At 66.1% G+C, this 13,238-nt stretch carries 8 protein-coding genes and 3 pseudogenes; 4 read left to right on the forward strand and 7 right to left on the reverse strand.

From position 1 onward, the window contains the following. Nucleotides 1-495: 495 nt before the first annotated feature. Entirely contained in the window at nucleotides 496-1,011 is a 516-nt protein-coding gene (locus tag ACZ4E1_RS40035) for a hypothetical protein (protein WP_467548901.1), read from the forward strand. Between the two features lie 36 nt (nucleotides 1,012-1,047). Here the strand turns inward: ACZ4E1_RS40035 and ACZ4E1_RS40040 are convergent, their stop codons facing one another. Continuing rightward, complete coding sequence (locus ACZ4E1_RS40040) at nucleotides 1,048-2,472, reverse strand: NucA/NucB deoxyribonuclease domain-containing protein (protein WP_467548903.1); 1,425 nt, start codon at nucleotides 2,470-2,472, stop codon at nucleotides 1,048-1,050. A gap of 2,561 nt (nucleotides 2,473-5,033) precedes the next feature. Here ACZ4E1_RS40040 and ACZ4E1_RS40045 point away from each other — a divergent pair. Beyond that, nucleotides 5,034-5,846, forward strand: a complete 813-nt coding sequence (locus ACZ4E1_RS40045; RefSeq protein ID WP_467548914.1) for an SAM-dependent methyltransferase — start codon at nucleotides 5,034-5,036, stop codon at nucleotides 5,844-5,846. On the opposite strand, the gene ACZ4E1_RS40050 is transcribed toward ACZ4E1_RS40045, so the two are convergent. The 5 genes and pseudogenes from ACZ4E1_RS40050 to ACZ4E1_RS40070 form a co-directional block, all read right to left on the reverse strand. Then, nucleotides 5,843-6,778 (reverse strand): helix-turn-helix domain-containing protein, encoded by a 936-nt coding sequence (locus ACZ4E1_RS40050; protein WP_467548905.1) that lies wholly within the window; start codon nucleotides 6,776-6,778, stop codon nucleotides 5,843-5,845. The two genes, ACZ4E1_RS40045 and ACZ4E1_RS40050, sit on opposite strands and share 4 nt — an antisense overlap. A gap of 86 nt (nucleotides 6,779-6,864) precedes the next feature. After that, nucleotides 6,865-7,101, reverse strand: a complete 237-nt coding sequence (locus ACZ4E1_RS40055; protein WP_467548907.1) for a DUF397 domain-containing protein — start codon at nucleotides 7,099-7,101, stop codon at nucleotides 6,865-6,867. A gap of 1,721 nt (nucleotides 7,102-8,822) precedes the next feature. After that, nucleotides 8,823-9,376 (reverse strand): annotated as a pseudogene (locus ACZ4E1_RS40060) (serine hydrolase); the annotation flags it as partial. 431 nt (nucleotides 9,377-9,807) lie between these two features. Continuing rightward, nucleotides 9,808-10,977: a helix-turn-helix domain-containing protein gene (locus ACZ4E1_RS40065; protein ID WP_467548909.1), complete on the reverse strand. Its 1,170-nt coding sequence runs from the start codon at nucleotides 10,975-10,977 to the stop codon at nucleotides 9,808-9,810. Then, nucleotides 10,964-11,767 carry a hypothetical protein gene (locus tag ACZ4E1_RS40070; RefSeq protein WP_467548911.1) on the reverse strand — a complete coding sequence of 268 codons (804 nt, stop codon included), beginning with the start codon at nucleotides 11,765-11,767 and terminating at the stop codon, nucleotides 10,964-10,966. Before ACZ4E1_RS40070 ends, ACZ4E1_RS40065 begins: the two co-directional genes overlap by 14 nt. Nucleotides 11,768-12,039: 272 nt before the next feature. On the opposite strand from ACZ4E1_RS40070, the pseudogene ACZ4E1_RS40075 reads away from it, so the two are divergent. After that, a pseudogene (locus ACZ4E1_RS40075) lies at nucleotides 12,040-12,297 on the forward strand (IS110 family transposase); the annotation flags it as partial. 52 nt (nucleotides 12,298-12,349) lie between these two features. Beyond that, nucleotides 12,350-12,886, forward strand: coding sequence for a DUF4240 domain-containing protein (locus tag ACZ4E1_RS40080; RefSeq protein WP_467548913.1), 537 nt, complete (start codon nucleotides 12,350-12,352; stop codon nucleotides 12,884-12,886). A 72-nt stretch (nucleotides 12,887-12,958) separates the two neighbouring features. Here ACZ4E1_RS40080 and ACZ4E1_RS40085 read toward each other — a convergent pair. Beyond that, a pseudogene (locus tag ACZ4E1_RS40085) lies at nucleotides 12,959-13,143 on the reverse strand (IS110 family transposase); the annotation flags it as partial. Nucleotides 13,144-13,238 lie beyond the last annotated feature (95 nt).

The raw sequence follows: 13,238 nt of genomic DNA on the forward strand, positions 1-13,238 counted from the left end.
CGGATCGACATCGTCCTGGGCGACTCAGGCGCAATGCGCCTCGTGGTCAATGGGAAAGAGATCTCGGACCAGTTCGAGGACAACATGGTGCAGCGCCTCAGCTACACGCCTACCGACTGACCCCGGACTAGGGCCTCAGCCAGCTTGCCGTGCTCCTCGTTCCCAAGCACCATGCCACGCTCAACGACACAGGTCCTCCCGCGCAACGGGGGTGAGTGGCCGGCGTCAAGCCCGGACCTGCTGGAGTTGGCCTTGTTCGACGGCGTTTGGGATCCAGCCGCGTAATTCTTTCTCGGTGGCGCCGACCTCCGTTGTGCACCTCACGGACGCCTGCCGTCAGAGCGCGTTCGGCTGAAGACGCTGACGGTCCAACGCGGATGGGTCGGGCCATTGGAGATCCGGTGGCTGTCACAGGATCGCCCTTGGCTTATCTGGCCCGCCCCAGGGCGTGACGTTCAGTAAGGGTCCGTGTTCTCGCCTTTGCCCTTCAGTAGCATGCGGCTGAAGGGCACGTCTGGCACGTCTGGTGAGGAAGAGACTGTTATGGCACGGGTGGTGCGGCGGCAACAGGCACGCGCGTACGTGGGCTTCTACTCGTTCGGGCTGCAGGACGGTGACGACGCAGCGCTTCCCGTCCCCTTCCCCGACGGCTTCGCGACCGACGCGTTCGTGGGGACGCATCCCGGGCGTCTGGACATCACCAGTGGCGGGAACACTCACACCGCAGTGCTGGACGTCGAGGTGTGGGATGAGGCTCCGCCGGCACAGGATCCCATCGGATGGGACGAGATCGCTGAAGCGGACCTCGAGACCAGCAGTGGCACCCTGGCCGTGTGGTCGATGCACACCGGCCGGATGGACGAGTACATCAAGCTCGCGGACTCGGGTGGCTGCTGGCGCGTGCGGGTGTGCTGCACCGGCCGGGCCGAGGCGGCCACGCTCTCCGCGACGGAGGAGAGCGTGGTGGGGGCGGAGCGGTATCTGCTGCAGTTCTGGCCTTCCACCGCCTGACCGCCGGGCCCGGCCCGGTCGGGTGAGGGGCTCAGGTCAGGTGATGACCTTGACGGTGAACCCGTCGTCCATCCCGTCGATGATGCGGTTCTTCCCGTAGAAGCTCTGGAGGATCAGCCCGCCGTTGCGGTTCTCGGTGCCGTTGATGGGTTTGACCGAGAAGTTGAACTTCTTGGCTTCGGAGTCGTACTCGGGCAGGGCGGCACCTTCGTAGGTGGAGGCGAAGGGGTACTCGTCGCATTCCTTGCCCCCGTTGGCGTAGTTGGCGCCCCAGTAGCGCTTGCACTGCTTCTTCGCTGCGCTGCGGTTCTTGTCCACCCGGGTGCTGCTGACGGTGCGGTGCAGTGGGTCCGACACTGATTGGCCGGGAACCTTCTTGGCCGCCATGTACGGCTTGGTGTCGTCCGGCACGAGGAATGCTTGACGGATGTGTGCTGCCTCGGCCCTCTCTGGTGCCCCGGCCTTGGCGCTCAGGGTGAGTGCCGTGGCGTAGCTGAAGGCGGCAGCCCCCTTCCTGGCCGGGTTGCCGCCTCCGGTCGAGTTGGAGAGGTAGGAGGCCGCGTCCCAGCGCGGGGCGAGCATGAACAGCTTCCCGCCGGTGGCCCCGCTCAGCTTCCACGGGGCGGGTGCACGGTAGGAGATGGAGGGCTCGTAGATGGCGAAGAGCAGGTCGGCGCTGCCCTTGCCCTGGCCAGGGGCAGCGTTCACCGTCTGGTTGTAGGTCTTGACCGTCTTGAGCTGGGTGAAGGTTCGGCTGTTGGACGGAAGGTTCCCGCCGCGGGTGTAGCGGGCACCGGACGGCCAGCTCTGGGGCAGGTTGCCCTTGAGGGTGATGGGCATCGCGGCTGCGCCGGTACTGCCGGTCGTGGTGAAGTCGGAGAAGTGGTACTGGAAGTTGATGGTCCGGCTGTTCGCCGGGATCGTGCCCACCACACGCACGTTGAACATGCTCTCGCCGACCGGGCGGTTGTTGCGCAACCAGGTCTGGACGAACGACGCTCCGTCACACACGGCGAAGCGGGACTTGACGTAGAACTTGTTCCTTGTGCCCAGGCCCCTGGCGCACTCGGCCAGCGTCATCGCCCTGGCAGGCTCCGGCGCCGACACTGCCGCCGCATTCACGGCACCCTCGCGACGGGGCGCAGCAGCAGCTTCCGGAACGTTCGACGCGAAGCGAGTCCGGGGTGCGTAGGAAGCGGCCGGACCAGTCGTCTCCAGGGGCAGCCGCGCCGATCGCTCGCCCTGGTCTGCCAGCTCCCTCAAACGCGAACGACCATCGCCATGTTGAAGCTGCCCCAGCGACGGCTTGGACGCTCCGAAAGGCAGTACGTAGGTCTCCACCTGCAGGTCCTGATCCGCACTCACCGCCGGTGCCCCGGCCGCTAGCAGGGCGACCGGCAACAGCACGGCAGCCAACCCCGCCCGAACAAGTCTCATGTGCATGCGACGCTTCAACTCCATGAACTCTTACGGCACGCAGGGCCGAACGCCCGCGCCAGGTCGGCATCAGACGTATCGAACAAGCGGGCGGGCCCAGCAGCGACACGCCTGCCCAGGCGGGAAATGGGCGATCAGATGGCCGAATCGCGAGCGAGTGTGGTGCGCCCATCTATAAAGGGACTCGGCGCCAATCTCCTCGGGTTCGACGGGCGAGCCCTGGGGGGCTGCCCGGCCGATCTGATGCTCGCAACGTGCCGAGCACCGATGGGCGGAGCTGGCCTCGTTTGCGGAGACCCGTTCGGTGTCTGGGCGATCACTGCCGTAACGTCCGTCTTCTGCCTCTCCTAAGCGAGCCCGAGTTCGCCACGCCTGTCCTTGGCTCCTGCGCTCTCGCCACGACAGCCGACCCAGGCCAGTCCGTCCGAAGCTGCTTCGCCACCGGGCTCGCCAACAGGACCCCATAGTTTCGGCCGCCTTGGTCCTCGATACCGCGGAGACGACACGTGCCCACGCGCATGAGCCGGCCGACGCGTGAATCAGGGAGCTCTGGTGCGACAGGGAACAGGCCCCCGAAGTCCGCCTGGCCGCAGTCATCGAATGACTTTGCCTCACCGAGCAACCTGCCCTTGAAGTCGGGCAGAACGTCGCTGACACTCTGGTCACCGACGAGCGCGCCTGGCTTCTGCGCCGTCTCTCTCCCCCCCCCAAGCCCCGCCTGGACGAGACCGAACCGTTCGAGGACTCCTGGACCCCACTGCCCTGAGCGACACACGACCAAGCCCCTGCGCCACGACGCCCGAGCATGGTCTGGTGCATGGCCTTCGTCCGCCAGGGCAACCACCGTGCGCAGTCGCAGCTGCTCAGCTTCATCCCTCCCGCAGGCCAGCAGCTCACGGGGGCCGATGCTGAGCCCGCCCGAGGAGTACGTGGGCGGTTGATCTGGATCGCCCACAGCCTCTGGCCGACTCATTGACGGGCTCTCTGGACTCCACGATGCGACACCAGGTACGGGATGCTGAATTTTCAGACAGAGCGATAGAAGCCCGACATGAGTTCACTCAATCGAGTGAACCATGTCGTCTACGGCTGGGATGCGTCGGCATTTCTTTCGGGCCATCGCATGTACCGCAGCCAGTCTGATGTCATTTTCCTTCCGTTACTTGAGCGATGCAGCCCAAACGTGGCTGATTGCCGCAGAGTCGGGCCCTCTGTCTCGTGATCAAGTGAGAGGAGCCCCCTCCACTTTCATCGGGCTGGCGTGTGCTGGCGCCCTCAATTGCGCCGTGGCTACCTTCAGGGTCCGGGCAGCGAGAAGGGGCCCCGAAGTGGATTGGATGCCCGATTCGAAGCCCCTGACGCGTCCGGCACCTGCCCGCCGCCAATGCTTGGAGGACCAGTGCTCGAACACGTCTACCAGAAGCTCACGAAGTGGGCTCCGGCGTTCCGCGAGATTAGCATTCCGCTTCAACTACCGGCTCAAACTGCCGTCATGGCGGTCCTATCGGTCACAGCGCGGTGGGCCTCACTCCTGGCCACCCTGGTCGTCGCCGGCGTTGTGTGGCGGGGGGTCCCGGCCGAAGCCATTGCTCTGACGGCCCCCGCCCTGTGGGCAGACCGTTCGGTCATCACGTACGCGCGTATCACGCGCCGATAGCCCCCAGGCTCGTGGCTCGCAGCCTCTCACGGCGGCGAGCCACGACAGGACCCTGCCGGTGCAGGGGGCAACGCGGATGGTCGCCCCCCCCGTGGGGCATGCCCGTGACCGCGGTGCCCCGCACCACTCGCACGAGGCCATCGAATCTGGCCAACGTGTCCCTATCGCCCGCCAGTCAGCGGGATTCCGTCCACGACTTGCGCCACGAGGTGCCGTCATGACGCCAGGCCCCATTCATGGGGAAGGTCGCGCTGGTTCTCACCCGCCCGTGCGACGAGATACTCCGCCTCGCAGTCGGAATCGCACAGCAGTCGTGGCGTCCGGTGCGGTGGAGGAGTCCTTCCGCGCCTTCTGCCGCTACTACCGTCCCGTTTACCTTCGCTATGCACAGGTGCGGTTGACGTCCAGGCGGGAGGCGCTCCGTGCGCTCGACGGCGCCTTCGGTGAACTTGCCCGCGCTTGGCGGGAGGCCCTGCGTGAGCCATGCCTCTCTGCCGCGGTCTGGGCCGTACTAGCTGCTCACGTGTCTGAGCGAGAGCAAAGCCCTCGGTGGAGCGACCTGGTGGCGTCAGAGGACGCCGACATGCTCGTGCTGCGCTATCGACTGGGTCTTCCGGAGGCGGCTGCTGCGGAACTCATGGGCGTCGAGCGGACTGCATTTCATGCACGGTGCGCCCTGGCCGTCCGGCGACTTGCCAGCAATTCTGGGGTATTCGCTAGGCATATGTAGTGGTGTGCGGGTGGCAGTAAGTCGCACTTTCGGCGCACTCCGGCTCACAGGGGAGTGATTGCTTGGCGTCCGAAAGTGAGCGCGCGCTCCCAAACCTTCGACAGCGGGCTAGCCCGCCCGTCCCGGCCCTCCTAACATGAGTCTCCTGATTAGCCACGAGCCGCCTCGTGGCGGCACGCAAGCACGGGGGAGAGGCTCATTACTGAACAAGCCCGCATCGACATCCAGACGCCCAGCGTGGCACGGATGTACGACTACCTCATCGGCGGCACGGACAACTACGAATCCGATCGCACGGCCTGCAGCGAATTGCTCGAGATGGCCCCCAGCACACGCGAACTGGCGCTCATCAACCGCGCATTCCTCGTACGCGCAGTGCGCTACCTCGCCCAGGAATGCGGCATCCGGCGGTTTATCGACCACGGCTCTGGTCTCCCGACCCGCCCCAACGTCCACCAGGTCGCGCAGGAGACCGACCCGCAGGCACGGGTCGTCTACATCGACAATGACCCGCTCGTCCACGCTCACGGGCGCCTCATGCTGGCGGAGAACCTCAAGACCACCGCGGTCATCCAAGCGGACATGCGGGACGTCGAGGAGAACCTCAGCAACGCCCAGGTCGCCGGCCTGCTCCAGGACGGCGAACCCGTGGCCGCTCTGTTCGTCTCCGTACTGCACTGCATCCCGGACAGCGACGACCCCTGGCAACTCGTGAAGAGGGTGGCCGACAACCTGCCCGACGGCAGTTACATGGTCATCTCCCAGCTCGCCAGCGACCGCCCCGAACTACGTGAGCAAGTCACCGAGTTCATGCGGCAGACCACTCATGGGAACTGGGGACGGGTGAGGTCGTTCGAGGAGGTGCAGCGCTACTTCGAAGGGCTGAACATCGTGGGGAGCAACGGCCCCGTGGAGGTTTCGACCTGGCGGCCGGACACGGACCTGTTCCCGCGCCAGGCCACCGATGAATGGGTCGAGTACGGAGCAGTCGCCCAGATCAGGCGCGGCTAATCGGCAAGTCCCTCGATGAGCTGGTTCAGGAGGGCAAGGGTCTTCGCCTTGTCGGTTGCATGCAACGTCAGCTCACTCAGAGAACTGCGGTGCCAGTCGACGTCGGCATCGGCAGTGAGCCAGCTCTGACCCTGATTGACGCCCTCGATGTAGACCATGTCGGCCTGACCGTCTGGGAACTGGAACAGCGTCGCCGCAGACGTCGTCGGCGAAGCCTGGGCCCAGGCTTCGTCGGTCAGGATCCTGATATGGATGTTGTCGTGGTTCTCCGCCTTGTTGAACAGGTGTCGCAGCTGTCCCCGGATCACGGCCTTGCCGCCGACCCACTTGCGCAGCGCACTCACATCGATGATCGCCGAGTACTCCGGAGGCTGCGGTGACTCCAGGATCTGCTGGCGCTGGCGCCGCACAGCCCATCGACGCTCGATGAGTTGTTGCTCGTTCTCATCCGCCCGACCGCCGAACGGCATCCGCATCACAGCACGCGCGTAATCCGCGGTCTGCAGCAGCCCGGGAATCAGGACGGCGGAGAACGTATGTATCTGATTTGCCGCACTTTCCACCGTCATCAGCTCACTCAGAGCATCGTCGACGACGTCCGAGTAGCTCGACCACCAGCGAGGGGCCTGCGCCTCATCAACCTTGCGCAGAAGGGCCTGCATCGTGCGCGCGTCGCTCACCCCGTACAAGCGCGCCAAGTCGCGCACGGTCTCTGCCTTCAGCTTGGCAGCGGAACTGCCCTTCTCGTAGCGGCTGAGCACGGAGGCCGAACTGATGGCGCCACTGCCCACCACCTGCGCGCCGGTGAGGCCGGCTGCCAAGCGCAGGCGCTTGAGTTCCAGCCCCAGCCACCTGGCCGGCGGCGTGGCAGACGGGTGCGGGTCCCCGGGGGCGTCCTCGCCCCCGGGCACCACATTCAACTGGGCGGCCACTGTGACTCCTTCGAGCGACGACCTGTTCGTCGACGCCCTCATCCTGGTCACACCCCAGAGCCGCCACAAGCTGTAGTCGGACGGTTTCAGCCAGCCATACCGTCGAACTCGCCCTTCGAGGCTCCGTCGAGGAAGGCCGCGATCTCGCTCGGCGTGAAGATCAAGGCGGGCCCGCTGGGGTGGCGGGAGTTACGGACCGCCACCTCGCCGTCAGGAAGCCGTGCAATTTCAACGCAGTCGTTGTACGCGTCGCTCGCCGTGGCCTTCACCCACGTTGCGTCGGAGATCGCATCGGCGCGAACGCCATTCTCGTAAACCGCCACCAGTACCGTCCTTCCTCGACTGACCTGCGTCGGGCCGGTGTTGGGCCCGATCTAGTTGATTCCCCGGCGCCGGTCCTCCTGCACGCGCGGGCGATGATGAAATTTCATTGGCCAAGGGGTGGAGGTGATCGTAGCGGGCGGGAATCACCTGAGCTGTCCCTCGAAAGAGCGCATTCTTTCTGCCCTCGGGGAGGTTTCAGCTGCGCCGGAAGGTGCGCCTCCAGGCGTGTAGGTCGTGAGCTGAGAATGGCGCGTCCGAGCCGGTGGCGAATCCTGGCGGCAGGGTGTTTCCTGGCGGTAGAGCGCCGCCGCAGCCCCGCCGGTCCAGGCGGCCCGTGGACGCGACGGGTCTGCTGGAGGGCTCGCTGCCATCGCTGCTTGTCAGCTCCTGGTGGTCCCCGACGCGATGACTGTGAACATCGACCTACTTCAAATCCAGGACGCGCCCGAGTTCTCCTCGACCGATCTGGCATGGATGGCTGGCGCGCAGCCGTGGACGAGGGCGTCGTGCGGGTCGGGCCGAGTCCGGCAGGGGCACCGGCAGACGCCGCTGGCACCGGGGCCAGAGACCCCTTCGAACAGGTCGGGGCGGCGGGCGCGCAGGGCCTCAGCCGCCCGACTGGATCTACGCCTCGTCGTCCACGGCCAGGAGCTGGGCGTCCACCAGGTCATTGCCCTCCGCACCGAGGGCCACCAGAGCGGCCCGGCGAAGCGCCGCCCAGTCGCGCTCGGCAGCTAGTTCCTCCCGGTGTGTGCCGCCTGCAACTCGTGTTCCTACGCGGTCAGCTCACAGCGTTCGACCTCCGAACAGCGCCAGCCCGCTCGGCCTCACGCTGCGCACTCCGGCCGCCCCGCACGGCCGTAGCCGACAGGACGGCGAGGCGGCAGGGGCCGGACCATACATCTCCTCCAGAGCGCCCCCAGCGCGGCGAATCAGTGTAGCCAGACGCTCCGTCTCCTTCACTCCGCAACAGGTGCGCGAATTTCCACGAACCAGCCACGCCCCCGAAACAGCGCGCGTAATCTTGGCCGTGCCTGAAGGTGGCACCTCCCTCACTCTGTCCCGGGCATCGGGCTCGGGGTAACGAGGAGGTGGCAACTTTTGAGGCGCTTACGGGAACTGGTCCGCAGGCTGGGCCGACGCGAACTAGCCCTGATCATAGTTGCTGCGATTCTCTCCGCCTTGGCCGCCAAGCTGGTGGACGGCATCGCAGAAGCAGTGATACGGGTGCTCAACGCGTAGACCTAGCCGACGACCACGGCGATGGTAGCGCCGTGGTCGCCGGCCGCTGAAGGGCCACAACCCAGGGAGCCCTGTTCCGCGATGCGGAGCAGGGCTCCGCTGTACGCGTCGAGGCGCTTCTCATGTGCTGGGTTTCGAGTACCGGAGCCAGTGGCGGGCTGGCTCCTGCCGAGTCCCCGTGGCGGTCGGTTGACTCTTAAGACTTGCAACCCGAGCTTAGTTGATCCGCGCGGATCAGTGTGTGTTTTACGTGTCATTGCAGCCGCGATCCTTTAACGGTACCGCTCGTCGTTAAACGATGGGCGCCACACAACCCACCTAGAACTGCGCTAACCGCACATATCGCAGTGGCCGCCCGTGTCCGGCTGTCCCCTCCCAGGATGGCCGTCGAACAAGGAGGCCACGGCCATGACCAACACCGCGTACACCGCCGTCGGGCTCATCCTGGAGATCACCGAGATCCAGAGCCGCGACGGCATCGTTCGTTGGTGGTGCCGGGGGCCGGGCCAGAACAGGCCACGATCGGCCTGGAGGCCGCCGGTCTGCACGGTGAGGGAGTGAGTGCTCCATTCGGCGCCGAATCCAGCCTGGGCGGGGGCGTGGTGGGGTCGAGCACGTAGCGGAGGAAGCCGGCCAGGCCGTCGGGACGGTGAAGGTGGTAGCGATGCCGCCGCACACCCCCGCCGAGGGGGCGGGCGCAGAAGTCGTGGGCGGCGCCTTTGAGGTGGGTGCCGGTGTCCTCGTCGGCCTCGGTGGGAGCGCATTGGGCCGCCAAGTCGGCGCGGGCGGAGTCCATGCCCAGGGGAGTCAGGTCCTCGTCTCGCAGAGTCGGCCGAGAGGCTGCCCGGGGAGGTGTTCGGCGAGCTAGCCGAGTATGAGGGTGGCCCGGTCGGCGTACTCGAGGGCTTCGCGGGGCCGTCGGTTGACAGCTTCGTGCGGAACCCCGCGGCGGACGTCGGTGGGGTCGGTGCCGTAGAGGTTCTTCAGCTGAGCCCGGAGGGGGAGTCCGGTGGTGTGGGTCTGGAGTCGGCGACCTGCTCTTCCCCGGAGTAAACGGCGGCGCCTCCTGGCCGACTCTGTCTACCGACATTTCTGGGCCAAGGCCCGCGAGGCTGTCCTGCCCGAGCACGAGTACAACTCGCCCGTCGGCAAGCGCGCGTACGACCTTCGGTCAACCTGGCTCAACAACGGCATATCGCCCGCCCACGTCGCCGACTGGGCCGGCAATAGCGTCCGGCCCTGCACTCTATCTACGCCCGGTGCATCACCGGTCCGATCGCGGAGGTCCAGGTACGCATCGAGGGTCCCCGGCCACTGCCCGGCATGCCGATGCGGCCCATCGCAGTCGACGTCTCCAAGTCCCGCTCCGCGGCCCGCAGCGCAGGCCGTACAGGTTTACGGCCACCGCCCTGGCACCGGCCGATGTGCTGGGCATAGCCACCGAGCAGATGGATGCCGAGCTGCTACTGCACGAGCCGCAGGATGGGTCGCTGGTCCTGTACGCCGAGCAGTTCCCGCACCCGCCTGTTGGTCCAGGCCAGCTCATGGGCGAGCTGGCCCACAGAGAGATCCGCCTCCTGAACTGCGAGGTCGAACGCTTGCCGAAGGAGCGAGGGTTGTTCCCCGGCGTAGTTGGACACCGACTCCGGCGAAAATCCAGGTTGTCCCTCAAGCGCACGGAGTCTTTGGTAGGCCCTGCTTGTCGTGGCGTCGGAGATGAGCCCGACTTCGCGACAGCGGTAGACCAGGGAATGGATCGACACACCCCAGATCTGCCTGAGATCGGAGAGGCGGGCGAAGTCCATCCTCTTGGGAAGGAGCGGCAGGATGCTCGCCTGCGGAGTCAGGAACTCCGCGGCGAATGCGTCGGCTTCCTTCTCCTGGCGGCTGTCACCTGTTGCATCCCCGTGGAGGACTAGGTGGCCAAGCTCGTGGGCTGCCGTGAACCGGTGGCGGAAGACATCGTCGGCGCGATTGGCAGTCAGGATGACGAGCGGTCGAGCCGCCCGGGTGGAGAAGGCATCAACGGTGGATGCGGAGGGATCGGTTGCGGGAGGGGTGACGACGACGATGCCGTGCGACTCCATCCTGCGCACGAGATGGGTCACGGGGCCATCGCCCAAGCCCCAACGCAGCCTTAGCTCCTGTGCAGCTGCGACGGGATCAGTAGGCAATTCCGCCCCAGGGTGCACCTCGCCGCCGGTGAAGCCCGGAAGATCGACGAAGGGTAGCTGCACGCGTTGCTCCAGGGCATAGGTGAGCTCCCAGATCTGCTCCGCGAATGCCAGGGCCCGTTCTCGCTGAGACTTCGGCGTGCTGCGGAGACTGCGGAAGTGGGCCATGGAAGCGTCGAGGCGGTTGGCCGGCCGCCCGGCGAGGAAGAACGTCGCCGGAACTCCGAGCGTCTCCGCGAGGTGAGGGATCAGGTCGGGACGGGGCTTGGAGACGCCGGTTTCATACTGACCCACGGCAGCCGGTGATACCCCGAGGCTGATTGCCACGTCCTTCTTGGTCATCTCCGCCAGCCGACGTGCCTGTGTCAGCCGGGCGGGATCGAAGGCATCGGCGATGGCGCGAGGGGTTGTGCCCCGCTCCTCCAAGCCTGGGATGAGGTCTTGCTTAGTGGGTCGCATCGTCTTCGCTGGTCTGGTCCTGGACGGGCTCTGCTTCGGTCAGCGGCGGGATGCCTCGAAGACGCTCCGAGGACCTGCGCGGGGACAGAGTAAGCATGGGCTGGCTTCCCTCGGCGAAGCCGGAGTGTTGCGAGTCCGCTGCGACCTGTGCCGGAATGGTCGAGAGGTGTGTCCCGTGGGACGTCACCGTCTTGGGCACGGTGAGGGGCGCCGGCTCGGTGAGCCAGTCAAGGCGGCGGCTCGCTCCCAGCGCTGCGATGCCCCAAAACGCGGCCAGGAGTTCAGACGCATTGCAGGCGAACGGGACCAGGATCAGACGCGTTCCCTCGGGCAGGTTGGCCAGTCCGCCCCTAGGGTCAGACTGGGGCTCCGAAAGTCCCCAATCGATTTCGAACACGTCTTGTACGTGATGCGCCGGAGGCGCGAAGGAGAAGAGCTCTCGGATCAGCTCGGACTCTTTCGGGCCGCGAGCCTTCTTGATGTCGGTCGTCGTCTCGGCGTACTTGTAGGGGTAGATGAGACCGCGACCGACCAGCATCAGATCGAACGGAAAACGGTACGGCCTCACGGCCGTCGCATCGGGCAGGTCCTTCAACTCGTCCTGTACGCGCTGGAACTGGTTCTCCCAACGGGACATTCCGAACGTGTGCTTCGTGAGGGAGTCGCTCTGCTCATGGGCTGCCCGAGCGTTGGCCTGCATGTTCCGAAGTGCCTGTCCGAGGCCAACCTGAACCAGGGGCGCGGGCCTGCCGAAGACATCAGCCGCCCAAGGGGGAACGTGCACACTCATGCGGCGACTCCTCAAGTCGGACTACGCATCGGAGCATTCCATTACGCGCTGCACTTTAGTTGATGTACAGGATTTTTCACAAGTGCTTTGCTGTGGCGCCCCATCCTTGCGTCAGTGCCGGTCGGAGGGGGTGATTGTGCCACCGTCCGCATCTGGCGCCGACACGTAAAGACGGAGCCGCCGGTCAGCGGACGCCCGCTGACCGGCGCGCTTCTCGCCCTCCATGCCCGCCCGGGCTCCGCCGCTCGTGGCGGCCTGCCCCAAGCATCATCCGGCGGAGGGTGAAGAACGACCGGCTCAACCATGCCGGCTATCTGTCAGCCTTCGCGGCCCCCAACGGATCACCCGGGGCCAAGGCCCACTACCGGCGCGGACGCGACGCCCACGGAGACTGGCACGCGGCCGCCCTGCGCAACCTCTTCAACCGGATGCTCGGCCAGCTCTACTGCTGCCTCCAGGAGCACACGCTCTTCGATGAACTGGTCGCCTTTCCGGCCCCAGCGCTGGAAGCAGAGAAGGCCGCAGCGTGATCTCCCACCTCGAGACCTGCTCTGTCAGTACCAGGTGGCATGCTCTGCCACCATGAACAAGGAGCAGTTCTGGGAGCTCATCGCGGCGGCCCGTGACCGGGTGATCGCCCCGCACGACGGCGAAGCGGTCGCTCGCGAGGCGACCTCGCTGCTGGCCGACCGGTCGGTCGAGGAGATCGTCGCCGCTGAGCAGGTGCTGTGGGACCTGATGGTTGAGTCCTACACCAACCCTCTCTGGGCCGCCGCCTACATCGCCAACGGTGGATGCTCTGACGACGGCTTCGACTACTTCCGCGGCTGGCGGATCGCTCAGGGGCGTGAGGTCTTCGAGCGCGCAGTCGCTGAGTCTGATGCCCTCGCGGAACTGTCCATCGTTCAAGCTGCCGCGGCCGACGGCATCGACCTAGACGGTGAGGACATGCTGGGCATCGCCTGGAACGCGCACATCACGGCGACCGGCGATCAGTTGCCCGCGGGCGCACCTACCATCCGCTATCCGGAGCTGGACCCTGTCTGGGCCTTCGACTTCGACGACTCGGATGAGATGGCTCGCCGCCTGCCGCGTCTGGCTGCTCTCTACCTGGAGTGAGACGCCCCACGAGCGATCGCTGTTCGAACACCGGAGCCGACATCTTGACGAGTTAGCACCATGAGGTGTCTTCGAAAGAGGGTGGGCCGCCAGCAGGTTGTTGATCTGGGCTTCCATCGTCCGGCGCTGGTTGTGGACGGCGGCGAGCTGGCCGGCCAGGGAAGGGATCACGATGTCCAGGGTGCCGGTCCCGGGCACCGCACGGTCTGTTCGTCCAGAGTGTCGAAGAGTTCGTCGATCAGTCGCGTGGCCATGCGTCTCCCACGCTCCGTGCGACTCGAGGAAGTCGTTCAGGAGTGTCTCGTGATCGTCAGTGCCGTCTGCTTCATTCTCAGCGGAGTTGGTCGTGCCC

The sequence above is a fragment of the Streptomyces sp. NPDC025806 genome (assembly GCF_055558275.1).